The sequence below is a fragment of the Flavobacterium procerum genome (genome assembly GCF_042431625.1).
Taxonomy (GTDB): domain Bacteria; phylum Bacteroidota; class Bacteroidia; order Flavobacteriales; family Flavobacteriaceae; genus Flavobacterium; species Flavobacterium procerum.
Map to the genome: position 1 here is coordinate 361,795 of NZ_JBHLYW010000022.1, position 22,874 is coordinate 384,668.

At 34.7% G+C, this 22,874-nt stretch carries 21 protein-coding genes; 6 read left to right on the forward strand and 15 right to left on the reverse strand.

Annotated elements, in window-relative coordinates; genetic code table 11:
- Positions 1-6: 6 nt before the first annotated feature.
- From vgrG to ACFFLS_RS21125, 8 genes are read right to left on the reverse strand one after another with little or no spacing between them, the layout of a single operon-like run.
- A complete protein-coding gene (gene vgrG / locus ACFFLS_RS21090) occupies positions 7-1,803 on the reverse strand; it encodes a type VI secretion system tip protein VgrG (RefSeq protein WP_379687214.1) in 1,797 nt (598 codons plus the stop codon).
- A 6-nt stretch (positions 1,804-1,809) separates the two neighbouring features.
- Positions 1,810-2,475 carry a CIS tube protein gene (locus ACFFLS_RS21095; protein WP_379687217.1) on the reverse strand — a complete coding sequence of 222 codons (666 nt, stop codon included), beginning with the start codon at positions 2,473-2,475 and terminating at the stop codon, positions 1,810-1,812.
- Position 2,476: 1 nt separating this feature from the next.
- Positions 2,477-2,641 (reverse strand): DUF5908 family protein, encoded by a 165-nt coding sequence (locus ACFFLS_RS21100; RefSeq protein ID WP_379687218.1) that lies wholly within the window; start codon positions 2,639-2,641, stop codon positions 2,477-2,479.
- Positions 2,642-2,671: 30 nt separating this feature from the next.
- Positions 2,672-3,127, reverse strand: coding sequence for a phage tail protein (locus ACFFLS_RS21105; RefSeq protein ID WP_379687219.1), 456 nt, complete (start codon positions 3,125-3,127; stop codon positions 2,672-2,674).
- A gap of 7 nt (positions 3,128-3,134) precedes the next feature.
- Positions 3,135-3,590: a phage tail protein gene (locus tag ACFFLS_RS21110; protein WP_379687221.1), complete on the reverse strand. Its 456-nt coding sequence runs from the start codon at positions 3,588-3,590 to the stop codon at positions 3,135-3,137.
- Between the two features lie 33 nt (positions 3,591-3,623).
- Positions 3,624-5,564 carry a phage tail sheath C-terminal domain-containing protein gene (locus ACFFLS_RS21115; RefSeq protein ID WP_379687222.1) on the reverse strand — a complete coding sequence of 647 codons (1,941 nt, stop codon included), beginning with the start codon at positions 5,562-5,564 and terminating at the stop codon, positions 3,624-3,626.
- Positions 5,565-5,581: 17 nt separating this feature from the next.
- Entirely contained in the window at positions 5,582-6,412 is an 831-nt protein-coding gene (locus tag ACFFLS_RS21120; RefSeq protein ID WP_379687224.1) for a hypothetical protein, read from the reverse strand.
- Between the two features lie 8 nt (positions 6,413-6,420).
- Complete coding sequence (locus ACFFLS_RS21125) at positions 6,421-6,990, reverse strand: contractile injection system cap protein (protein WP_379687226.1); 570 nt, start codon at positions 6,988-6,990, stop codon at positions 6,421-6,423.
- A gap of 297 nt (positions 6,991-7,287) precedes the next feature.
- Here ACFFLS_RS21125 and ACFFLS_RS21130 point away from each other — a divergent pair, with 297 nt between their 5' ends.
- Together ACFFLS_RS21130 and ACFFLS_RS21135 are read left to right on the forward strand one after the other, a co-directional pair.
- Positions 7,288-9,276, forward strand: a complete 1,989-nt coding sequence (locus ACFFLS_RS21130; RefSeq protein WP_379687227.1) for a glycosyl hydrolase family 18 protein — start codon at positions 7,288-7,290, stop codon at positions 9,274-9,276.
- Between the two features lie 146 nt (positions 9,277-9,422).
- Positions 9,423-11,222, forward strand: a complete 1,800-nt coding sequence (locus ACFFLS_RS21135; protein WP_379687229.1) for an eCIS core domain-containing protein — start codon at positions 9,423-9,425, stop codon at positions 11,220-11,222.
- Between the two features lie 55 nt (positions 11,223-11,277).
- Here ACFFLS_RS21135 and ACFFLS_RS21140 read toward each other — a convergent pair whose 3' ends face one another.
- From ACFFLS_RS21140 to ACFFLS_RS21155, 4 genes are all read right to left on the reverse strand, one after another.
- Complete coding sequence (locus ACFFLS_RS21140) at positions 11,278-11,730, reverse strand: Lrp/AsnC family transcriptional regulator (RefSeq protein WP_379687230.1); 453 nt, start codon at positions 11,728-11,730, stop codon at positions 11,278-11,280.
- Positions 11,731-11,926: 196 nt separating this feature from the next.
- Positions 11,927-12,919 (reverse strand): bile acid:sodium symporter family protein, encoded by a 993-nt coding sequence (locus ACFFLS_RS21145; RefSeq protein ID WP_379687232.1) that lies wholly within the window; start codon positions 12,917-12,919, stop codon positions 11,927-11,929.
- Between the two features lie 58 nt (positions 12,920-12,977).
- Positions 12,978-14,009, reverse strand: a complete 1,032-nt coding sequence (locus tag ACFFLS_RS21150) for a methionine synthase (RefSeq protein ID WP_379687234.1) — start codon at positions 14,007-14,009, stop codon at positions 12,978-12,980.
- Positions 14,010-14,039: 30 nt separating this feature from the next.
- Entirely contained in the window at positions 14,040-15,092 is a 1,053-nt protein-coding gene (locus tag ACFFLS_RS21155) for a DUF1852 domain-containing protein (RefSeq protein ID WP_379687235.1), read from the reverse strand.
- 393 nt (positions 15,093-15,485) lie between these two features.
- Here ACFFLS_RS21155 and ACFFLS_RS21160 point away from each other — a divergent pair, with 393 nt between their 5' ends.
- Genes ACFFLS_RS21160 through ACFFLS_RS21175 form a run of 4 tightly spaced genes read left to right on the forward strand, consistent with a single transcriptional unit; the run spans position 15,486 to position 18,229 of the window.
- The gene (locus ACFFLS_RS21160; RefSeq protein ID WP_379687236.1) at positions 15,486-16,301 is read left to right on the forward strand and encodes an oxidoreductase; all 816 of its coding nucleotides are present in this window, start codon (positions 15,486-15,488) and stop codon (positions 16,299-16,301) included.
- 20 nt (positions 16,302-16,321) lie between these two features.
- Positions 16,322-16,765, forward strand: coding sequence for a DUF2147 domain-containing protein (locus ACFFLS_RS21165; RefSeq protein WP_379687237.1), 444 nt, complete (start codon positions 16,322-16,324; stop codon positions 16,763-16,765).
- Positions 16,744-17,271 carry a hypothetical protein gene (locus tag ACFFLS_RS21170; protein ID WP_379687239.1) on the forward strand — a complete coding sequence of 176 codons (528 nt, stop codon included), beginning with the start codon at positions 16,744-16,746 and terminating at the stop codon, positions 17,269-17,271. The genes ACFFLS_RS21165 and ACFFLS_RS21170 overlap by 22 nt, the downstream gene beginning before the upstream one ends.
- 52 nt (positions 17,272-17,323) lie before the next feature.
- Positions 17,324-18,229, forward strand: a complete 906-nt coding sequence (locus ACFFLS_RS21175; RefSeq protein WP_379687241.1) for a helix-turn-helix domain-containing protein — start codon at positions 17,324-17,326, stop codon at positions 18,227-18,229.
- A gap of 128 nt (positions 18,230-18,357) precedes the next feature.
- Here ACFFLS_RS21175 and ACFFLS_RS21180 read toward each other — a convergent pair whose 3' ends face one another.
- From ACFFLS_RS21180 to ACFFLS_RS21190, 3 genes are all read right to left on the reverse strand, one after another.
- Positions 18,358-20,373, reverse strand: a complete 2,016-nt coding sequence (locus ACFFLS_RS21180) for a DUF2264 domain-containing protein (protein ID WP_379687242.1) — start codon at positions 20,371-20,373, stop codon at positions 18,358-18,360.
- Between the two features lie 60 nt (positions 20,374-20,433).
- On the reverse strand, positions 20,434-21,459 hold the full coding sequence (locus ACFFLS_RS21185) for a glycoside hydrolase family 43 protein (RefSeq protein ID WP_379687244.1): 1,026 nt from the start codon (positions 21,457-21,459) through the stop codon (positions 20,434-20,436).
- Positions 21,460-21,746: 287 nt separating this feature from the next.
- Entirely contained in the window at positions 21,747-22,874 is a 1,128-nt protein-coding gene (locus ACFFLS_RS21190; protein ID WP_379687245.1) for a family 43 glycosylhydrolase, read from the reverse strand.

The following is a 22,874-nucleotide window of genomic DNA, read 5'->3' on the forward strand; positions in this document are numbered from 1 at the left end:
TTTAAATTAATTTATCATTACTATCGCACCTTTTACAGTGGTTTGTCCGCTGGCAGATATTTCTGCCGTAGCAGCTCCTTTAGCTACAAATCCTATACTGGCGTTATTGTTTATATTTAAACCAGTAGTTTTTACATCCATTTTTGCCTCAATCTCGACATTTTGTACTGCTGTTAAAGAAATTTTTCCTTTCGCATTTAGAACAATATCTTTAAAGCTTTGTACAGAAATACCATTGGAGTCCATTGTAATAGAATTGGTATGCTGGTCTTTAATTTCTATAGATTTGGCATCATCGCTAAAAGTGATATAATTTCCTGCCGGTGTTTCTAATTTGAGTATCTTTTTCTCATCATCAAATGTCATTTTGAGCTGACTCTTTGTAATAATTGTTTTGATGTAATTATTATTATCTACTGCTGTCGCTGCTGCGGCTTTGGAGGTACTGTATAATGAACCCAAAATAACAGGATAACGTGGATCGTTTTCTAAAAAACCTATTATAACCTCATCTCCAACTTCTGGCAGAAAACCTGCCCCAGCTGTATTTGTAGCATGAAAATTGGCCATTCTCGCCCATATTCCGTCTTGATTCTCAGCATTACTTGGCAATGTGATTAAAATGCGGAATTGAGAATCTGGATCGCCAAATATTTTTTTTACTGTAGCGGTCTGTAAACCATTAATGGGCGGCAGCTGACCAGAGGCATTAGGATAAGAGAAATTTTTATTCTCGTAGGCAAACTTTTCATCAAGCCCAAATTTTACTTTGGTAGTCCATGTTCCGCTTTCTAAAACATGGTTGACCATCGTTACGTATGCATTTCCGTTAAAACGATCTCCCACACCTGCTAATTCGATTATAGTATCGGGTTTTACCGCTGCGTTACCTATAAAACTTACCATTCCTCTTAAGGCAGCCAATCTGATTTTTAATAAACTGGCATTTCCCCAAACGGTTAAATCTTCATTTGTAAGAGGTGTATTTGAAGTAATTTTCAACTCTTTTTGATTGAGTTTACCTGATAATGTTTTAGCACTCAGATTACCTTGCTCATTGAGAACCGGCTCAGTGGCACTTGATACCAATAAACTTTGCTGTTTGATATCCCAGCTGCTAACTTGTAGAGATACTGGCTGTCTTTCTGCAGATAATTCTGCATCAAATGAAAGTATAGCTTCTCCAAAACCAATGCGAAGCACTGCAGTTCCGTCTACTTTTGGCTTTCCAATTGTGATATCGTCACCATCTAATGAAATAACAAACCCATTAAAATCAGCACGTGCAAGGATAAAGTCCCAATCTGTCGAAAGCTTCTGAAACATCACTTCAGAAACTGGCGTGGTACTGTCGATTGTTGCTTTTAAGCTGTAATTTCCGGCAATAGCATTCATAATGGCACTATCTGTTTTACTGCTAAATTGTGCTTCCATTTTATTGTAACACATGGTAACCGCTTTGTGCTTGCAGGTAATAATTAAGGCAAAAGGTTCTCCATCGCTGATACGGATGGCTTGTTTTACAATTACACCTTTAAAAATGGATATTTCGGCATCAGATCCATAACCTGCTGTAATTTCAATTGTATTTCCTGGAATCAAATCCGCACTATCGCTGATAGGAAAATCAGTAGACTCTACTGTTCCATCAATAAGACAAATTTCGGCGTATGATATTCTGTTTAATTCATGGGTAATATTTACAGATTCTACAGGGTATGAATCTTTTATAGGGCTTCCATTTGCTTTAATCGTCAACCTTAAGGTAGGATCGGAAATATCTAATGGTGATTTTATTGGCATTTATCATTATTTTTTTATTGGTGGAAAATACAATTGGTCTCCAGGTTTTATGGCATTTATACTGGTAAGATTATTTATTTTGGCTACTTCCATATAATAAGAACTGTCACCATATATTCTAAAAGTCATTAAAGGTAAAGTGTCACCAGCTTTAACAGTACGAATGTGCGTTAAGTCTGGCGAACTCTTTTTAGCTTCTTTAGCAACAGTAACAAAATCAGATGTTCCGGATAACATAAGCTCAATTGAAGCCCGGAGCGCTGTACCATCTTCTTTAAATAAATTATAGCTTACATTTAATGCTTTACAAACGCAAATCATAGACAAACTCCCCCATACTATGGTCAGATAATTAGGTCTGTGCTTTAAACCGTTATAAGAATATGTAAGCTGTTTAATTTTTTTAATATAATCGTCTACGTCTAAAATCCCTTTTGGCAACGGTACGACTCCTGTACCATCAGCAACTAATTTTAAGGTCATATCGTTTCCTACCAATGCCTGAAAAATAAGAGTTCTATCGTTTTGCCCAATAACTTTTGGAGCATTATACTGCGCCTTGTATTTACGGGTATACGTGTTTGGATTAAACATGGCTTCTATAGGTTCGCCTACAGAACTAGTGCATTCGGGATCAGAAAAAGCTTCAATTTTTAGTTTTAGTAATGCCATATTATCGCTCTGATTTTTTTTCTAGTTTAGCAATAACTCTTTCTGTACACTCTTTTATTATCTGTCTTTTTAGATCCGATAAGTTATGCGTTTCTATACCGTCTACCGCTTTGTTGTCTTCTACAATATTAACTTTTATAACTAATTCGCGAATTTCAATTGGCATAACCCTCGTTTTATTTTATATAAATTATAATTAAAAAATTCTCGTAAAATAACTATACGAAAGCTCTAGCGTTTCTATAACAATAGCATTGTCCTGAGCCTTTAAATCGGATATTTTTAAAGAAACAGGATAAGCGGCATTAAATGACCAGGAGGCAATTGGAGCGCCTGTTTCATCCAATAGATTAACAATTACGGTTTTTGTAATAAAATTAAAATACTCGATAGAATTTCTTGCCCACAAAACAAGTCCTGAATTTAACACCATTCCTCTTTTTAGAATTAAATTGTCATATTTAACAGGATTGGGTAAACGATGTTCAAATCGGTTCTCGCCACCTTCTTTTATAGTTTCTACTCCTAATTTTGCTCCCATTCCTGTTACTTCCTGAAAACTGCCTTCGTAAACACCAGTAATTCCTACAACATTTACCTTAAAAGAAAATGCTGCAGGAAAAAATGGTGGTGTTTTTGGAACGTATGCCATTTTTTAATTACTTAACTATAGTTAGTTTTTCATGTGCCAATTCTATCGATTCTACTGCTACTTCGTTTCCGTCAGATTTCATATCCGTAACGGTAATCTTAACCGGAAAAGCATTCGCCAAAGTCCAGCTCATTGCTACTTCGTTTGTTTCGTCCAGCAAGCTTATTGTTATAGTCGATCTTTTATAGGTATTCATGGTAATAGCATTGTACTTATCCCATAACGCTTTGTCGCCTAAAAACATCCCTTTTTTTAAAGTTACATTTCCAAATTTTTGTATTCCGGGCATCTTTACTGTAGAGTATACTTTACTGCTGCCTCCGCGATATTCTATCACCTGTGTCTCAGATGATAAACCTGTTACCTCCTGAAAAATTAGTTCTGCATCGTCCCATTTTACCTGAAATGAAAATTTAACTAAAGGCCAGGTGGCCGCTGATTGTTTTGAACCATCGTCTGCCATAATAAATATATTTTAATTGGTTATAGTTATAATTTAAGATTGCTGCATTTGCTGCTGAAATGTTATGATAATAAACTCCGCAGGACGTACGATTGCTACTTTTACAGTAATTAGCATTTTCCCGTCTAAAATATCTGTAGGCGTCATTGTAGAGCCCAAACCTATCTGAACATCAAATGCCTGCTCAGGAGCTGCTCCTGCCAAAGCGCCTTGTTTCCATAAATTGGTCAAGAAATTTGACATCATGCTTTTGACCGTTACCCATGTATTGGCATCGTTAGGCTCAAATACGTAAGATCGTGTCGCTAGTTTTAAAGACTGTTCAATCATGATTAAGGTTCTTCTAACGTTAATATAACGCCAATCCTGACTGTTTCCGTCTAAAGTTCTGGCACCCCATACTAAAGTTCCAATACCTGGAAAAGAACGAATAACGTTAATTGATTTTCCTGCAACAACATCAACATTAAGACTCTCTTGCTGCTCGCTTGAAATATTTACTGATGGCGCATTTACCATGCTTACAGATACATTTGCCGGCGATTTCCAAACACCTCGGCTACTGTCTACAGCAGTATAAATACCTGCCATTGCAGCACTCGGTGGCAACTCATTTAATTTTGATCTGATTTCTTCAAGAATGTTTGTATAAGTTGGGCTGGTCGCTTTTAATGATTGATGATAATTCAGTTTATCATTTTCTGATGGAAAAATTACTTTTTCTGAAAGATCATTAGTCGCTTTTACCACTTTTTTCTCAGCAGCTTTAACCTTATCGGCATCGACTGTAGCTGCATTTTTTGCAGTTTCTAATTCTGCTTTTGCTGATTCTAAGGCTTTTGCTGAATTTGTTTTTACTTCTGCCAATGTTTTTTCAGCATCATTTTTTGCAGTCTCTAGTGTTTTTACAGCATCACTTTGATCTGTATCGGCGATTAAATCAGCCAAAGCTTTTTCGGCTTCTTTAACCTTATCTGGATCAACTGAATCTGCACTTTGTACGGCTGTCAATTCTGCTCTTGCCTTATCGATTGCTATTTTTTTGGTGTTGGCTTCTTCAAATTTTGCATCTTCCAAGGCTTTTTCGGCTTTTTCAACATCTTTTATAGCTTTGTATACCGCTGGAGGAGTTTCTTCTGCTGCCGCAATTGCGGTTTTGTATATTTTAATAATGTTCAAAGCAGCTTCCTCTTTTTTGGGAAGTATAGCGGCAAGATCTATACTGTCATCTAGATTTTCAAAAGTTACTTCGCCAGGCTGTACCACTCCTGATTTAAGCCAAGGATAATAAGCAGCTCCATATTTTAAATCGTTCATACCAATACCTTCGCGAAAACTTGTAACAATCGGTGTTGTGTCTTCAGAAGGCAGTTGTTTTACCAAATCAAAAAGTCCAAAACGGCTTTGCATAGTAGCGCAATGGCTTAAAATTTTGGTATAGATTGAATTGTAACACGCCTCTCCTAATGCAATTGCATCTGGAACAACTACAAGTGTAGGTTCAAACTCTTTTTTCAGAATTTCAAAAGGATCTAATTTTGTTGTAGAGCCCAAAAAATCATCGGCCTTAATCTCTAATGTCTCTTTATCCTTAAAGGTATCAACAGTTAAGATATAACAAGGGCCTCCGCCATTGGCATAAAACAAGCGAATAGAATTGAACAAGTAAAGTACATTGTCTTTGTTTATTTCAACTACTTTATTCTTGCCGTCCAGCGAAAATGTTTCTTGTTTGATAGCCGGATTAGCATCAACAATTTTAAATTTTGCTTTAAATCCTCCTCCAAAGCGCTCCACATATTCTGCAAATGAGGTAACTCTGGTTGGAACATTTACTAATGATTTACCATTCCATTCGGCTTTTTCAGTATAACCGATAAAGACAGGAACAGCAGTTTCTACTGATACTGCAGAACTAGGAAAAGCGTTCTTTTCATCAATATAGACACCGGGGGTCATAGGATTGTTTATCATAAATTATATGTGTTTGTTTAGTAAATAAAAATTTCTGAATAATACTTTTTATCGTTTTTATTCTCTATTACTGACGATATATGCTTCGTGTCTGGAACCGGAAGCGCCTTAATTAAAACATTAAATGTGCTTTCGTCTTCTTTATAATGATCAACTAGTTTAAAATACTGGTCAGGTCTTTGCTTATGACCGATTGGTAATACGGAAACAAAGCTTATTCCCTCACGATTATCCGGAAGAATAATATTTCCGGGACCTTCAAATGCAACATCTTTTCCTATAATTGCTAATTGGGATAAGCTTTTAAAATGATGCCCCACAATTATATAACGCCAATAACTCTCTATTTCTCTAAAATGTACCACATATTGTGCTTGCAAATCATATCGCAATTGTAGCTCTATAATTCCAAACGGTTTTCTTAAAAACTTTTGCCCAAACGTATTCTCCTCAATAGTATCTTCAACTGATACAAATTCTTCATTATGTAAGTTTTTAATATTGAATCTTTCCTTTTTGCCCGCGAAATTATTAAAGTGATAAAAGTCTGAATTTCCTTTTTTTGCTCCACAATCTGTATAATTAAAAAAATAAGGATCGTTTAATATGATATGAAATCGTAAAACAAAATCATCTAGAACATCGTTTCTTTTAATCGTTTCTTGATTATTGAATGAATTAAAGAACAGTTTAAAACCATTATCGAATGGTTTAAACAGAAGACCCGACCTTAAAAAAAAATGATGTGTCTCAGAATCGGGCTGTATGCTAAAACATTCTAACTTACTGCTTACAAAATAGCGATGCTTGAATTCTACTTGTGTTAATATTTCGTATTCAGCAATCACTATATCTCTTAATTAGCTTTACTTTGATTGTCAATTTTTGATACTCCTGGTCTAAACTCTCTTACTACAGATTCATCAAAATGCAACATGCGGATTTTATATAAGACTGAAGGCATATATTTAGCACCTAACAACGACCATAAATTACTTAAGGCATCCATACTCAGATCTACAATCTCAATGCTTAACTTTTCCATTTTTGGGTCCATATTGGGTGTATTGCTTTTTGTGAAAACATTTTTGCCTTGAAAATAAGCCATAACGAACGATATAAAACGTAATGACTCTCCATAGTTATTGCTGCTGAAATAGGCCGAAAACAAAACGTAAATATTAATTTGTAATGGTGTATTCTGATTTCCAAAAGAGTTTGTTACTGCTTTTGAGGGTAAGATTTGTGATGTTTCTTTTTCTAAATTAACAAGTGTAGCTACTATTTTATTTTCTTCTGGAATTGCAACTACACCATCGGCATTGATTAACCCTGACAATATGACTTTCTCTTCGGTGATGCTTAATTTTAATTTAAAGAAGTCGTTTAATTCTTCAGCAAGACATGTTAGAGCTTCGTAAATCATAGTAAATTTTACAGTTTTATAATCTATTACAAATCAAATACATACAATTAAAATATTAAACAAACGTAGTATTTCTTTTTCAAAAAAAAAATTTTTATCAAAAAAAATAAATAATATTTTATTTACAAATAACACTCAATAATTATAAATGACTGATATACAATATATTAAGTAATTACATGTTAATTTATTATAAAAAAAATAACATAACTACAAATTTACAATGATATTAAAACGTATTTTTGAAAAAATTTAAACATTCATCAAAAACAAATAATAAACAATTTTACTTCAATAATGCGTTTTATTTATATAATAATTATCGTGTTTTGCTGCTTTTCCTGTACAATTTCTTTTGCACAGGAAAAAAGCAATGCTCCTACAAGTAAGAAAAATGTAAGTACTGAGATTCCCGCAGATTCTGTTAAAATAAAAAAATCACTTCTTAAAAAAATTACGGATGCTTTTAAATTCAGAGCCAATTTTAGAAAAGGCGAAGAACAACGCGTTATAGCCATTATTAACCGGCTACAAAAACCAGATCAACCTAGAGACACTACGATAAACAATACCTATATCACAAATAATAATGTTCCTATAAGTACGATACAGAAACAAATTGACAGTTTGTTTTTGGATTTTACAACTTCTGTAGATTCTACTAAAATTTCAAACATTGATATCAACAATTTGGTAGACAAACTTCTTCCGATGGTTCAGAAAAAAATTGACCTCGAAAAAGAAGAAGAAAAAAGACAGGCTAGAATAAAGGAAATACGCAGTTTACTGCAGTATCCAAACGGAATTATTGTGACAACAAAAATAAATAACATCCCTGTTAAAATCATAACGAAAAAAATAGCTCGAAACAGCGAAGTATATGGATTTCATCCTTACTGGATGAATAAATATTATCTCAATTACAATTACAAAGCTTTGAATACTTTAATCTATTATGGGTATGAATTAAATGGAAAAACAGGCGGTTACAAAACGCTCAACGGCTGGGATACGGCAGAAGTAATCAACAAAGCTAAAAATGAGGGATGTAAAGTGTTATTATGCATTTTCGATAAAAATCAAAAAAGCTTGGATGAATTTCTTAATAACAAGGACTCTCAATTACGCCTGATTAACGAAACAAAATTTCTGCTGAAAGAAAAAAATGCTGATGGAGTCAATATATTTTTCGAAAATTTCGGAGATCAAAATCGCTATAATTTCACCCAATTTATAAGCCTGTTTCATAACACCCTAAAAGATGCAAATCGTTCCTATCAAATTACCATTACACTTCCTGTAGTTGATCAATATCGTAATTATGATGTAGAAGAAATAGAACCCTTTGTAGATCGTTTTATCATAGACTTTTCAAAAAAAAACAATTATGGTCCAATAGCGCCTCTTAAAGGATCTAATTATAGCTTGGGTACCGGTATTGACCGTTATCTGAATAGAAACATACCTCCAAAAAAAATTATCGCCTGCCTGACATACGATGGAATACTATGGCATTATAAATCAAAAAGATCTGAATTTAAGTTTTACAATACCATAGTAAAAGATTATTTGGGTAAGTATACTCCATTATATGATAAAAACAATGGCGCATTAATAAATATTGTAAAAAACAAAAAAGACACTATCAGCCAATTATGGTTTGACGATGTACAGACAATATCTGAAAAATACGATTTTATCTTAAATAAAGGCATTCGAGGGATTGGCATATGGGGACTGGGTTCCGATGACGGAAGGCCGGAGATGTGGAATGTCCTTATAGACAAAACCATGTACATCAAGATCAAAACCACAATAGTAACGCCACCTGTAAAAGAAGGAAGAATAGCTTTTTGGAGAAGAAGAATCAATGAAGAAATTGAACTGTATATATGTCTTTTTAATCATCCTTGTGAATTTAGTAATGAAGACAAAAAACAAATGTTTTCTGATGACTTAATTATTATAATTACAAAAACACTATTTGTTGCACTGATTATCATTGCTTTATATTGTTTAAGACAGAAAAAACAATTAGGTGATGACTGGAAAAAAAGTAAACTGTTTTACGGTATTTTAACTTTTTTATGTGTTTTGCTCACTATATGTGTAGTATTATGCTTGTTTCTTAATCCTGAATTTGCCGGATTTGGATTGTCTGAATCAGGAAAATGCGAAACCACCTTTATAACTGTTTTAAAAATATTAGGTGGCGGATTTTTTATTGGTCTGCTTGCTATGAAATTTCTGATTTTCCCTCTTGTAAAACCTAGAGAAGTCCCATAAAATAAAAAGGCAGCAAAACTTAAACATACCCACATAACCTTTTTATTTTCAATACTTTACATTAATTTATATATAATTATTATTTTCCTTTTATCTGCGTTGATTTTTGGCTAAAAGTGATAATCAATTTAAAATAAATGCAAACGATGAATACTTACGCGGACAATAACAAAGAAAACAAGAAACAGCAAACTCCTGCCAGTATACAGAAAAAAAATAATGAAGCTGTTGTTTTACCCATTTCGGATTCAGGTCCATCATCGGTTGCTGCTCAAATGCAATTACAAAAAATAGCAGATAATAGTCCGCAGGTAAAAAAAGCCCTTCAATTGCAGGCAATAGCTAATACACATAATACAGTTCCTATACAAAAAAAAGCAAACAACACCGGTTTGCCCGACAATCTTAAATCCGGTATAGAAAATCTTTCGGGTTACAGCATGGATGACGTAAATGTACATTATAACTCTAATAAACCAGCAGAACTTCAGGCGCATGCCTATGCGCAAGGCACGGATATTCATATTGCATCTGGACAAGAAAAACATTTGCCTCATGAAGCCTGGCATGTTGTTCAACAAAAACAAGGGCGGGTAAAACCAACTACGCAGATGAAAGGAAAAGTGAATGTGAATGATGATGCAGCTTTGGAGAACGAAGCGGATGTTATGGGATCTAAGGCAAAAAGTCAGCCTCTGCAATCCTATTCTCCCAATTCTCTTTTGATATCTCAACCTTCTTCCTTGGCATTGCAATTAATTCTAGTGGATGAAAATGACATTGAAAAAATCTATGAAATCAAACCTAATGGATCTACAACTATTACGCAAGGTATATTAAAAGGAATTTCTGGCGGAGGATGGTATTCATTTGAAGTAGGCGGAAAACTTATAAATGTTCGAGGACACGATAATATTATTAAGGAGATTTCAACCTCTACTTCAAGTCCCTTAACCGCAATTTTAAGCCAGTATAATGTGAATGCCCTCTCTACTTCAGTTTCAGAGTTTACAGTTAATGCTGTAGCCAAAGCTTACAATACTTCGCCTCAAAATGCCCTACAAATGATAGCAGATTCATTTGGACGCGACCCGAGAACTATTAGAATTCACTATCCATTTGGCTCCAAAACTATTTCCAAAGGTAATGAAGCTTTTACCAGTCCTTCAGAAACTGATAAGTTGTCTCAGGCTATGGTAAGCTACCGTTTAAGCGATTATCCGAAGCATAAAAAGGTTGGAAAGGATTATGATAATTGGGCTGATGAGTTGTCAGATAGTGATGATTCAGAATCAGAGAAAAAGAAAATGGCTAAACGAATGACCGAGTATCTAACCCAATCTTCTCCTACAGATGACTTTTCAGATTTATCTGGCTCCGAGCGAGCTGCTTTAGGTGGTATTTTTACCGCCACCCAAATTTCTGACCGACTAAGGACTTTCAAGGATTCCGAGGTAACACCTATGGAGTTTTCCACAAAAATGGAAGAACGTAGCCAAGGAAAAGGTACGATGCATTCTATTTTTGGCAGCAAAACCTCCTCTTCTTTTTTACCCGCACGCTCAGGTGGGTCTGGTCAACAGAGAGACCATCTTAGTATCTACCAGAATGAGATTCAAGCTGTCTTATTATTAGGTCAGAATAATTGCCTTATCAATGCTATTTGTTGGGCTGCTTATGGGAGAAATGCCTCTATGGAAGAACTCGTAACTATTCGTTCTAACCTAGGAAATGTAGGAGAGATGTTAGTCGCCACCCAAGATACCATCAATGTAATACGTTTGGCTTTGCATATTCCTAATCCTATTACAGTAAGATATGTCTTAGGGTCTGGGGCAATGAATGAAACCATAGCAGGAATAGGCTTACAAATCAATATTTATCATACAGGCGGTAATCATTTCCAGTATGTAGCTCCTGCAAATACAGCATATGATATGACTTAAAATTAATGTATATGAAATATACTCCAAAGCTAAAATATTATAAACCATCATGGAACTATCCGTACATATTTTTTATCTCCGACATAACAAAGGTACTGTGGGTACTCCCTATGCTTTCTACTGAACCTAATTTATTAAAGACAAAATCCTGATAATGCTTCATATCTTTGGCAGAAACTTTCATTAAAAAATCGTAATCTCCTGAGATATTATAGCATTCCACTATTTCTTCTATTTTCATAATATCACTAACAAACTGATTTCCAATATTACGATCGTGCTGTTTAAGTTTGATATTACAGAAAACGATGAATCCCCTATTTAGTTTTTCTGCATCCAGCAGGGCTATATACTTCTTAATATAACCACTGTTTTCCAACCTCTTAATCCGCTCAAAAACAGGTGACGCCGAAAGATTTACCATTTTAGCAAGCTCTTTTACAGTATATTTAGAATTATCGTGAAGTATATTTAGCAACTGCAAATCAACATCGTCTATCTGCTCCATAGAATATTTTTACTTTAAACAGGTTTTAATTTCCCTCTAAGACAGAATAAAATTCTTAAAATATAATCAAAAATAACACAAAAATCTCATTTTACAGAAATTAAAAATACAACATACTAAAAAGTTTACTTTTACAGTATAAAAATCTAAATACACTATTTGTCACAGGGAATGATGGACCGCGTCCTAAATAAAATTAGACTTCTTTTCGTCGAGCTATACCCTGAGCGATGATACTAGCTGCAATCAATTGCAAGGCATGGTAAAGCATGAGTGGCAGCAATACGATGCCAGTGATAGTACTGTGCTGAAAAAGTACTTTTGACATAACGGTACCATGCACCAATGACTTTTTAGACCCGCAGAATAAGACAGTAATACGGTCTTCATCTGAAAAACCAAGCAGGCGGCTGAGTAGGCCGACACAAAAGAATACGGCAAAAAACAACGCCATCATCCCGGCAGCGAGTCCAGCAAGTTCAAGGGCGGTGAAACCTTCGAAAAGATGTTCGGAAAATGACTTGCAAAACGACGTGTAAATAATCGTTAGAATAACTGCCTGATCAAAATATTTGAGCTGTTTCTTGTATTTTTCGGCAATGGCGCCGAAACGGGAATTGAGACTTATGCCAATAATGACAGGCAGCAAAACTTGCAAAATCAACTTTATGACGATATGAGTAACATCAAAATCGCCTGTTGCAGAAGCTATAAACAGCCCAACCCAGAGCGGCGTAACGACTACTCCGATCAAACTGGAAATACTCGCATTGAAAATGGCTGCGGGAATGTTTCCCTTAGCTATCGAAACCATGACCACCGAAGAAGAAACTGTGGACGGCAAAGCTGCCAGAAAAAATACACCCAGCCAAAGCAGCTCGAAGCCGTTATTGATAAACAACGGGCGAAATGCCAAAACAAGGAGCGGAAAAAATAGAAAGGTTGTCAACTGGACAACAATGTGCATTTTCCAGTTGGAAAGTCCGGCTTTTAGTTTCTCAACACTCAGTCGCATACCATAAAACAAAAAAATCAAGGAAACGCCAGCATTGGCAATCTCCTCCAGCGAAACAGGTTCTTTGACCATACCTGGCTTTGGCAAAAAATAAGCCATCAGAATCATGGTGGCTATCATTAACAGGAAACCGTCGAAACCTGCTTTTTTTAATACTTCTAATAATTTCTTCAATGTTTTTTAAATATTATTTCTCCGTAGAGGCGGACTCCATTATTAATATATTTTGAGACTAAATCCCAAGTTCTTTGCGTATAATTGCTGCTCCTGCGCTTAAAGCACTTAACTTGCCTCTAGCTACGTCTCGAGATAACGGAGCCATACCGCAGTTTGTAGAAGGGTAAAGATTTTCGGCATCTACAAACTCAAGAGCTTTACGCAGAGTATCAGCTACTTCTTCTGGTGTTTCGATAGTATTAGTTGCCACATCAATGGCGCCTACCATTACTTTTTTACCGCGAACAAGTTCCATTAAATTTAAAGGGACATTGGAGTTGTGACATTCTAAAGACACCACATCAATTTTAGATTTTTGAATTTTCGGAAAAATTTCTTCGTACTGTCGCCACTCTGAACCTAATGTCTTTTTCCAATCCGTATTTGCTTGTATTCCATAACCATAGCAAATATGAACCGCAGTCTGGCAGTGCAAACCTTCAATAGCTCTTTCTAATGCTGCCATTCCCCAATCGTTTACTTCATCAAAGAACACATTAAATGCTGGTTCATCAAACTGGATAATATCTACACCTGCGTCTTGAAGTTCTCTTGCTTCTTCATTGAGTACTTTCGCAAATTCCCACGCCAATTTTTCCCGGCTTTTATAATGGTCGTCGTACAAGGTATCTACCATTGTCAGCGGGCCTGGCAATGCCCATTTTATAGGCTTGTTAGTCTGTTTACGTAAAAATTTAGCATCTTCAACAAAAACTGCTTTTTGACGTGCAACCTCACCTACAACCACTGGAACACTCGCGTCATAACGATTACGGATTTTTACTGTTTTACGGTTTTCAAAATCTACACCGCTTAAATGCTCGATAAAAGTCGTTACAAAATGCTGGCGTGTCTGCTCGCCGTCACAAATGATATCTAAATCCGCTAATTGTTGTTCCTGAAGAGAAATACGCAACGCATCTTGTTTCCCTTCAAGTAGCTGGTCGCCTTCTAATTTCCATGGTGACCAAAGTTTTTCTGGTGGTGCAAGCCAGGCAGGTTTGGGTAAACTTCCAACAATTGAAGTTGGTAATAATAATTTCTTCATAATAGTATAATTTTTATGCATTATAATCAATTAAAGGGTAAAATTAGCAGACCATTCTTCCAGTTTACTTTTGTAAGGTTTAATGAAATGTTCTTCTGCATATTTACCCTGTTCAATAGCCAGTCGGCTACGCTCTTCGCGGTCATAATCCACGCGAGTCAGTGAATAATCTTCGTGTTTAAGACTAGGCTGATAGATTTTTCCCGCCACTGAATTTGCATTGTAAATTTCAGGGCGATAAATCTTCTGGAAAGTCTCCATCGTGCTAATTGAGCTGATTAGTCCAAGATCAGTATAATCAGCAAGCAGATCTCCGGAATGATAAAAAGCCATTGGTGCCACACTATTCTCAGGCATGAAAAAACGAACTTTTAAGCCCATTTTAGAGAAATATTCATCAGTGAGAGAATACTCATTCTGCAGATACTCAAAACCCAGAACTGAATGCTGATACTCAGTGCGAGTATAAGTTTTGTTGCTCGATACACTTAAACAAATAATCGGTGATATCTTAAAGTGCTCTTTATAAGTGGCTGAATTCACAAAGCACTTGTAAAGCTTTCCGTGTAAATCACCAAAATTTTCAGGAATAGAAAAAGTAGATTTATTTTTATTGTGCTCAATCAATAAAATACTGAAATCGTAATCCCGAACATAAGAAGAATAATTATTTCCGGCAACCCCTTCGATTTGCTGGCCAGTCTTACGGTCAATAATATTCGTTTTTAAAACTTCAATCATTGGTAGATCATTACTACCATTCTTACCGTCAATATTCATCGTTACCGTGAGGATTTCAAGTTCCACATGGTAACGATCTGCTTTTGGATTATCTAAATGAGCCAATGCATTGAATCGATTGTTAATCATATTTAAGGCATTGCGTAAGTTTTGTTGGCGATTAACTCCTCTGGCCAAGTTTGCAAAATTGGTTGTCAAACGCGTTTTACTTGAGGGATGATAGTTTTCATCTAAACAAGTGCTCTCTAATGTGAATGCAAAATCATTCTTGATTGTATTCTGGTTATTTCCAACATTCTGATTTTCGTTTATTCTTAAATCTTCTTGTACGTTCGCTTTCATTTGATGACAATGTTTAGTTTTTTTACCTTGCAAATTTGAAAATAAAAGATGAATTATTTTTATTATAAATTAAAATCAGATAATTATTCTATTTAAACCAAATTTTAAAGACTATTAATCTTTTTACTAATATAATAATGAGAAAAACAGATAATTTTTCTTTAGAGAACTTAAATAGGATTGATTTGGAGTTGCATAGAGTACTCCAAAAGATGTGGAATTGATATCTTTTCTGCGACAAAAAACTAAGGCGAAGTGTAGAAATACAAAATGCAAATATTGAAACTTCTTAAGCTTTTATATTAGAAAAGTATACAACTATCATGGATTCGTATTAATTCTAACCTCTGTTATCATTCTAATTTTGTCCAATAATTTTAAACGAAATAAAAAATGAAAAAAATAATCTTAATTACCGGGGCAAGTTCTGGTATGGGAAAAGAAGCAGCAAAAGCACTTATTAAACAAGGTCATACAGTTTATGCAACCGCAAGACGAATTAATCAAATGCAGGATTTAAAAGTATTAGGAGGATATCCCATTCAAATGGATGTAACAAATGAATCTGAAATAGAAACTGCTATAAATACAATCATTCAAAAAGAAGGAAAGATTGATGTATTATGGAATAACGCTAGTTTCGGTTTATATGGATCCGTCGAAGATGTGTCTTTAGATGAAGCCAGAAGACAATTTGAAGTAAATGTTTTTGGCATTGCAGCAGTAACCCAAAAGGTCGTACCTCATATGCGTAAAGCAAATTCAGGAACAATTATCAACACATCTTCTATGGGAGGAAAAATGTACTTTCCTATGGGAGCATGGTATCACGCTTCCAAACACGCGGTTGAAGGCCTAAGCGACTGCTTGCGATTAGAATTGAAAGCTTTTAATATTAAGGTTGTGGTTTTGGAACCTGGCTTTATTGCAACTGAATTTGGTTCTGTTTTACTAGACAACTTCTCAAAAATCTCCAAAAGAAGTGCTTATACTAATTTGATGGAAAAAATAGTTGAAGGAACTAAAAAGTCTGCAGAAGGAAATGGTTCTTCCAATCCATCTGTTATTTCTGATACTATCATAAAAATTGTAAACAGCAACAATCCAAAGACACGCTATAGAGTTGGAAAATTTGCAAAACCTATGGTCTGGATGAGAACCTATCTCGGAGATAAGCTATTTGATAAAATCGTAATGAGTCAAATGTAAATTCTAATTATAAAATGAAAATGATGAAAACGATTAAAATTCTATTTATACTCCTATTCGCTGTATCCTCCAAAATGCAGGCTCAAGTTAATGAGAAAAGCGTAATTGGTGTTTGGGAATCTGATAAAAAAGATGTCAGAATGGAGTTTTTTAAAGATGGTGCTAATTATGCCGCCAAACTTTTATGGGGAAATCTTGTTGTTGAAAAAGATGGCATAACTTCTAAAAAAGACTCCAAAAACCCAGATGTAAAATTAAGAGCCAGAAACATTCTTGGCATAGTTAGCCTAACAGGTTTGGAATGGAATGGAAAAGAGTATATTAATGGAAAAATATATGATCCGCCAAGCGGTGATACCTATATCTGTAAAGCATGGATTGAAGATGGAAAACTTCATCTAAGAGGTTATTTAGGAATATCATTATTAGGAAAAACAGTAACTTGGCACAGATACAAATCATGAACCTTTACAATCATACATTAAACTGGATAACAGGCGAATTATTTGAAGCTTATTTCATCGTTAACTTTGGCGTTATCACCATTATCGGTGGCATTTTATTTGGAAAATTTGGCTCCACATTAAATGCCAAAGGTTTAATTGTTCCTCTAATTGTAGTAGGAATAATTTATGCAGCAATTGGTTTCTCGATGATTGTTGCAAACAATAACCGATTAATATCCTATAAACAGGATTTTGAAAAAGACCATCATGCTTTTGTAAAAACCGAAAAAAAACGTGTTGAGGATTTTCAAATCGGATATACAATATCAAAAATTGTGGCTGCCGTTTTTTTTCCTTTAACATTACTGATTTTTTGGTTCTCTAAAAGTTCTACTCTTCAGGGATTAGGTCTTGGATTGGCACTTTTTGCTTTAGCAGGATTAATTGTCGATTATTTTTCACAAGAAAGAGCCAATACCTATTACAAAATAATCGTAAAAGAATTAGATGACATAAAAAATTAAAAATTGAGTAGTAAAAAAGTAAATTAGTATTTATTTTTTTAAGGAAGAGAATATGAAACCAATCATCAATCTAAAAAGTATTTCTGAAATAAATAAGTTTGTGCAGCAGGGTAATATCAATCATCCCCTTGTAGCGGTTATCGATTTTAGCAAAGTAGACGAATATGTTGAAGAAGGCACACGCATTTGCTGTGATTTTTATTCAATAATGTTTAAAAATTATTGCGCAAACGGACTGCGATATGGCAAGCAGACTTATGATTTTCAAGAAGGAAGCCTAATCTGTATTGCTCCTAAACAAACAATGACGATGGATAATGAAATTGAAAAAAGAGACGACATGATGGGCTGGGGACTTTTTTTTCATCCCGACCTTATTCGCAATACTTCTCTGGGATTAAAAATGAAAGAATACACTTTTTTTTCTTATGAAACATCAGAAGCACTGCACTTGTCAGAAAAAGAAAAACAGATATTGTATGACTGTATTCTAAAGATTCAAAACGAACTTCAGGAAAACATCGACAATCACAGTCAGACTTTAATTGTGTCTAATATTGAACTCCTGCTAAATTATTGTTCACGTTATTACGGCCGACAGTTTATTACCAGAAAAAATTCGAATCGAGATATTGTGACAAAAGTGGAAGAGCTTATTAAAGAGTATTTTAACAAAAATGTTTTAAAAAAGAACGGGCTTCCAACAGTAAAATATCTAGCAGATGCAGTTCATTTATCTCCCAATTACTTAACAGATTTATTAAAAAAAGAAACTGGAATGAATGCACAAGATCATATTCATTACGCTCTTATTGAAGAAGCCAAAAGTATTCTAATGAATACAAATTCATCAGTCGGAGAAATTGCATATTCTCTCGGTTTTGAATACCCACAGTATTTTAGTAAATTGTTTAAAACAAAGACAGGAAAGACACCTAAGGAGTATAGAAATTCATGAGAAAAAAATACAGATTACTCAGATTAAAAGCCAGTATTTTTTTACTGGCTTTATTATTTGAAAATTATTACACAATAACTTTTTTTTGAAATAAAAGCAAAGTTTATCTTTTTGGGAATTATATTGATTTACATATCAAAATTGACTACTTTTTTTGTACCATCATTAAATTGAATTATAACAGTATTCGTTTTTTGTTCCAATTTTTTTACAGAAAGAAAATCTTTTTTCTCCCATTTTTCACCTGATTTTTTCCACAAAAGCAATGTCGCATAAATGTTGGATTTCGCATCATTCGGATTAAAGTTATTTGTAACATTAATCACTTTACTGTTTTCACTTTCAGGATGTAAACCTTTACACGAGACAACCTCAGCTTTGTCCCAACCTAAAAGCGGAATCATAGCCAATTGGTATTTTCCGTTATCAATAATGGTTACTATTTTGCCTTCAACATTCTTTGTTGTCGTTTTAATCTCTTTGTCCAATTGCGGTAAAGCATAATGTCCTAATCGCATAGCAACAGCATCTGAACTACTGTTTTTATCAACCCTTAAAATACCATTTGACAAAGGAATATCTGCCAGATTCATCTGAATGCGCTCATTAGTTTCTAAAACTGCATTACGGTAATAAATGCCGTCTTCAAACTTTTTGAAAGTAAACAATCTTAGCGGTTCCCATTCTTGTTTGGCATTTTTAAAAACATAATTCATGGCAACTTCTCCGTTAGAACCGTCAGCCTGCCAAAGAAAAGCACTATTATAAGAAAGTCGGTTATAATTTTCTGTTGATCTGAATCCCTGCCAGTCGTCTTTCTTTTTCTCATGACACCAAGCTCTGATTTCTGAAGCCCCAATATTCGGATAATCTGTAATTAAAATCTTGGAACCGTTTAGAAAATTATTATAAACATTCTCTCTTTTGAATTTAGTTTCCCAGTCTCCATCATTTTCTTTTGCAGTCCAAAACGGATTATCATCTGGCAATAAAAGTCCCATAAAGGCTTTTCCCATCCAATACACGCTTCCTCTACAGCTATACACTTGAACGGCGGGTTCAAATGCACCATAAAACCCAAGTGTTGGTACATTGTCCTTCAAAAAATCAGGATTTTCTAAAAACTGTTTTAAAACTCCTGACGAAATTCTGCGCAACCATCCATTATTAACCGCTGAATCATTTTCTAATCCCATAAAAGGAAAAGCGGCAATCGATGCAATTCTATAACTAATGCTTCGTCCAAACATAATCATCTCCCCATTTTGGCTGAACATTGAAGGATAATTGGAATTAAGATCTCTAAAATTGCTTTTGAACTTCGCCGCATATTCAGGATAATATTTATTTCCAAAATATTCAGACCAAAGCGCTCCATACAATTGAAAACCCCACATACTGTAGTAATCGTAAGCCGGACTGTCGTTGTACCAGCCATCGCCTCTATAATCATTTAAACATTTTTGCAGATATTCTTCCAGTAGTTTTTCATTCACAGCATAACCTTGTTCTTTGAAAAAGCTTAAAACAAAAATGTTGAAAAACTTCCAATTGGAAGATACCGTAGGACCATCGCCGTAACTAAGCATCGATTTTGCCAATGCATCTTTCTGTTCTTGTGGTAAGGGTTTCCAAAGCACTTCTGGATTGGTAATCAAAGACATGGCTATTGCTCCATACTCCACCAAATTCTGGCTTGGGCCTCCATTTTTAGGTCTTGGCGTAATATAAGAAGGACTTTTTGGATCGACTAATTTGCTGAATTGATGTCTGTAATAATCGGCAACTTTAATATTATTGATGACTAAATTCGGATTTTCTTTAAGAAGCGGAGAAGCGATAAACAACGTTCTACTCAATCCTTCCAGTTTCTCTGTCGGTACTCTGCCTTCATCCTGCGGATAACTTTTCCCAGGCTGTTTGGGGAACTTCATCGGATCATCCAGATTATGAATGTAACTAAAAGCGCCTTCTAATAAATAAAGTCCAGCATCTTTCCAATGTTGTTTTGTCATTCCCGTATAAGGACTTAGCTTATAATCTGGATTAACAATTTTAAAAACGTTATTAGCATTTTCTTTTTGTTGTGAAAATAAAGACAGACTAAACATTGTGGCTAAAAACCACATTTTCAAATTATTCATTCTTATTTTTTTTCTAATTTCTAATTTCAAATATTTATCCGTTTTCTTCAAAAAATAGTTCTAAGGGATATAAGGTTTTACTACCACCAATTGATCTCCAGACAAATCGACCTCAAATAATTTTGGAATTCGAACTGTTTTACCATCAACTTTTTTATGACTATGAACCGACATCAACCACTTGCCATCAAAAGTCTGAAACAACATTCCGTGACCAAAATTGGGAGGTGTAATAGGTTCTTTTTCCTGAATCCACGGACCGTCTAAAGTCCCACTTTTAGAATAAGCTACTCCTTGTGTATAAACATCATAAATCCAGCTTGTCCAAATCATTCCCAAACGTCCCGTTCCGGTCTTAAACAAATAAGGACCATCTGTCACTTTATTGGGTTTGTCATTTCCATTCGCATCTTTTTCCCGGCTCCAAGGCGATTCGCTTGCTTTAAAAAGTAGTTTTCCCTCTCCTACCGATCCGCTTAAATCTGGTTTAAGTTCTATTTTTTCAATTGTTCCGTTACCATTCTGAAGCCATTCGTAGCAATAAATCATATACGGTTTTCCGTCTTTATCTACCCAAAAAGTGCCATCTAACGTTGGTTTAGCTGCAGGTAAATAAATCTCGTCTTTCATTGGCACATAAGGTCCATCAGCCTTATCACTAACCAAAATATGACTCGCACGACGCTCAATGTTGTTATCCCCAACTTTGTCTATTATTTTGCCTTTACTGGTAAAAGTCGCAAAATCATAATATTTGTTTTTATAAAAATGAAGTTCTGCCGCCCAAATCATAGGATTGGGTCCCATCCAAGAATTAGGATCAGTTTTTACAATATCATACGGACCACTCCATGATTTTAAATCTTTGCTTCTCCAGAGCAATCCTCCTGTACCCGTCATATAATACAGTTTGGTTTTCTTATCTGCTAAAATTGCCGGATCGCTTAATCTAATAGAGTCTAAAGGAATTGCTTCTTTAACGATTCTCTTTTTCTGAGCCTGTGTTGCCGAAAAAAATAAAAAACATATAAACATTGAAAAAACATGATGTGATTTCTGTTTCAAATAGTTTTGCTGTATTTTCATTTTGATATTTTTTAGAATAATGAGTTTAGTTAGCAACTCATAATGTATTAACCCGTTTGGTGAAATTATTTTTTTTCAACTCTATTAGATCAGTTTATGTATAAATCTGTCTAAATCTGCTTTAATCTGTATGAATCTGCGTGAAAAATTTATAAATAAAAGAATTTCACGCAGATTTTAAAGGATTTCAGCAGATTAAATTAGATTTTAATTCTTGAGTGAAGCTATTTTACTCTATTTCACCCAACGAGTTAATGTATTAATTTTAAACTACTTTTCCGTTGTTTTTATTGATTTTCTGTAAAAGCAGTTAAATTCCATTTATCCAACCATTTCAAAATTGGTTTTTCGTTTTCAAATTCTATTGGAAGCCAGATATAAGTTCCATCAATTGGATTTTTAGGATTCCATCGATCAGCCATAAAAATAAACTGATCCTTTTTGCCTTGTACAGGAAGAATATAAGTGCTTTGTGAATGAAAAGTCAATTCAGCATCTTTACCCTCACACGGATTTCCTAAAGTTTCCCAAGGTCCCCAAATGGATTTTGATTTAAAAGATCTTGCTGCATTTGGATCCCAGCCCGTACAACCTGATGTTATCATGTAATAAACCCCATCTTTCTTTAGAATAGCTGGTGCTTCATTATGTCCTGCTGGTGCTACTCTTGTCCATTTATCATTAAAATTTAAATAATCAGTTGTAAGTTCTGAAATATGAAGCGTCAAATTCTCTTCTGAAGAATGAATTAAATACGCCTTCTCATCATCATCAACATAAACGGTCATATCTCTAGACATTTGCCCTTTATCAAAATCCCTGCGAACGAGCATTCCGTTATGAATAGCTGTCAGCCATTCTGGACTCCAAGACTTTAACTGTTTTTCATTTGCCAAAGCCGTTTTAAATTCTTCTTTATAATCCAAAGGCCAGACACTTTTATTTGGACGATAGGATTTAACAAATTTAAATGGTCCTTTTGGAGTATCACTAATGGCAACACCGGCTTTTGCGGCATCATAACCCTGCCCTTTTAGTTCCAAATGAAACCACATTACATATTTACCTGTTTTTTTATTAAAGATTACTTTTGGACGCTCCATAACGCATCCTTTTGTAATTTCTGATTTAGGATTTTGTTCGACTCGCAGCACAATGCCTTCGTTATGCCAATTGTACAAATCTTTTGAGGAATAACAGCTAATTCCTTCCAATGAGGTATTTCCTGAACGTCCCGAAGTTTTATATTCGCCGTACCAGTAATACGTTCCAGCATCAAAAAGAATTCCGCCACCGTGAGCGTTAATATGTACTCCATCTGTATCTTTCCACTGTTTTCCCGGAACAAAATAATTGTTTTGCGAAAAAACAAAAGAACACACAAAACCGATAATTATCGAAAATTTTAATTTCAT

Bases quoted from the DNA above. Each gene is read 5' to 3' on its own strand.
- ACFFLS_RS21135 (WP_379687229.1), top strand. From the start codon at position 9,423: ATGAATACTTACGCGGACAATAACAAAGAAAACAAGAAACAGCAAACT.
- ACFFLS_RS21175 (WP_379687241.1), top strand. From the start codon at position 17,324: ATGAAACCAATCATCAATCTAAAAAGTATTTCTGAAATAAATAAGTTT.
- ACFFLS_RS21165 (WP_379687237.1), top strand. From the start codon at position 16,322: ATGATGAAAACGATTAAAATTCTATTTATACTCCTATTCGCTGTATCC.
- ACFFLS_RS21190 (WP_379687245.1), bottom strand. From the start codon at position 22,874: ATGAAATTAAAATTTTCGATAATTATCGGTTTTGTGTGTTCTTTTGTT.
- ACFFLS_RS21115 (WP_379687222.1), bottom strand. From the start codon at position 5,564: ATGATAAACAATCCTATGACCCCCGGTGTCTATATTGATGAAAAGAAC.
- ACFFLS_RS21130 (WP_379687227.1), top strand. From the start codon at position 7,288: ATGCGTTTTATTTATATAATAATTATCGTGTTTTGCTGCTTTTCCTGT.
- ACFFLS_RS21110 (WP_379687221.1), bottom strand. From the start codon at position 3,590: ATGGCAGACGATGGTTCAAAACAATCAGCGGCCACCTGGCCTTTAGTT.
- ACFFLS_RS21155 (WP_379687235.1), bottom strand. From the start codon at position 15,092: ATGAAAGCGAACGTACAAGAAGATTTAAGAATAAACGAAAATCAGAAT.
- ACFFLS_RS21100 (WP_379687218.1), bottom strand. From the start codon at position 2,641: ATGCCAATTGAAATTCGCGAATTAGTTATAAAAGTTAATATTGTAGAA.
- ACFFLS_RS21180 (WP_379687242.1), bottom strand. From the start codon at position 20,373: ATGAATAATTTGAAAATGTGGTTTTTAGCCACAATGTTTAGTCTGTCT.
- ACFFLS_RS21140 (WP_379687230.1), bottom strand. From the start codon at position 11,730: ATGGAGCAGATAGACGATGTTGATTTGCAGTTGCTAAATATACTTCAC.
- vgrG (WP_379687214.1), bottom strand. From the start codon at position 1,803: ATGCCAATAAAATCACCATTAGATATTTCCGATCCTACCTTAAGGTTG.
- ACFFLS_RS21095 (WP_379687217.1), bottom strand. From the start codon at position 2,475: ATGGCATTACTAAAACTAAAAATTGAAGCTTTTTCTGATCCCGAATGC.
- ACFFLS_RS21150 (WP_379687234.1), bottom strand. From the start codon at position 14,009: ATGAAGAAATTATTATTACCAACTTCAATTGTTGGAAGTTTACCCAAA.
- ACFFLS_RS21160 (WP_379687236.1), top strand. From the start codon at position 15,486: ATGAAAAAAATAATCTTAATTACCGGGGCAAGTTCTGGTATGGGAAAA.
- ACFFLS_RS21125 (WP_379687226.1), bottom strand. From the start codon at position 6,990: ATGATTTACGAAGCTCTAACATGTCTTGCTGAAGAATTAAACGACTTC.
- ACFFLS_RS21185 (WP_379687244.1), bottom strand. From the start codon at position 21,459: ATGAAAATACAGCAAAACTATTTGAAACAGAAATCACATCATGTTTTT.
- ACFFLS_RS21105 (WP_379687219.1), bottom strand. From the start codon at position 3,127: ATGGCATACGTTCCAAAAACACCACCATTTTTTCCTGCAGCATTTTCT.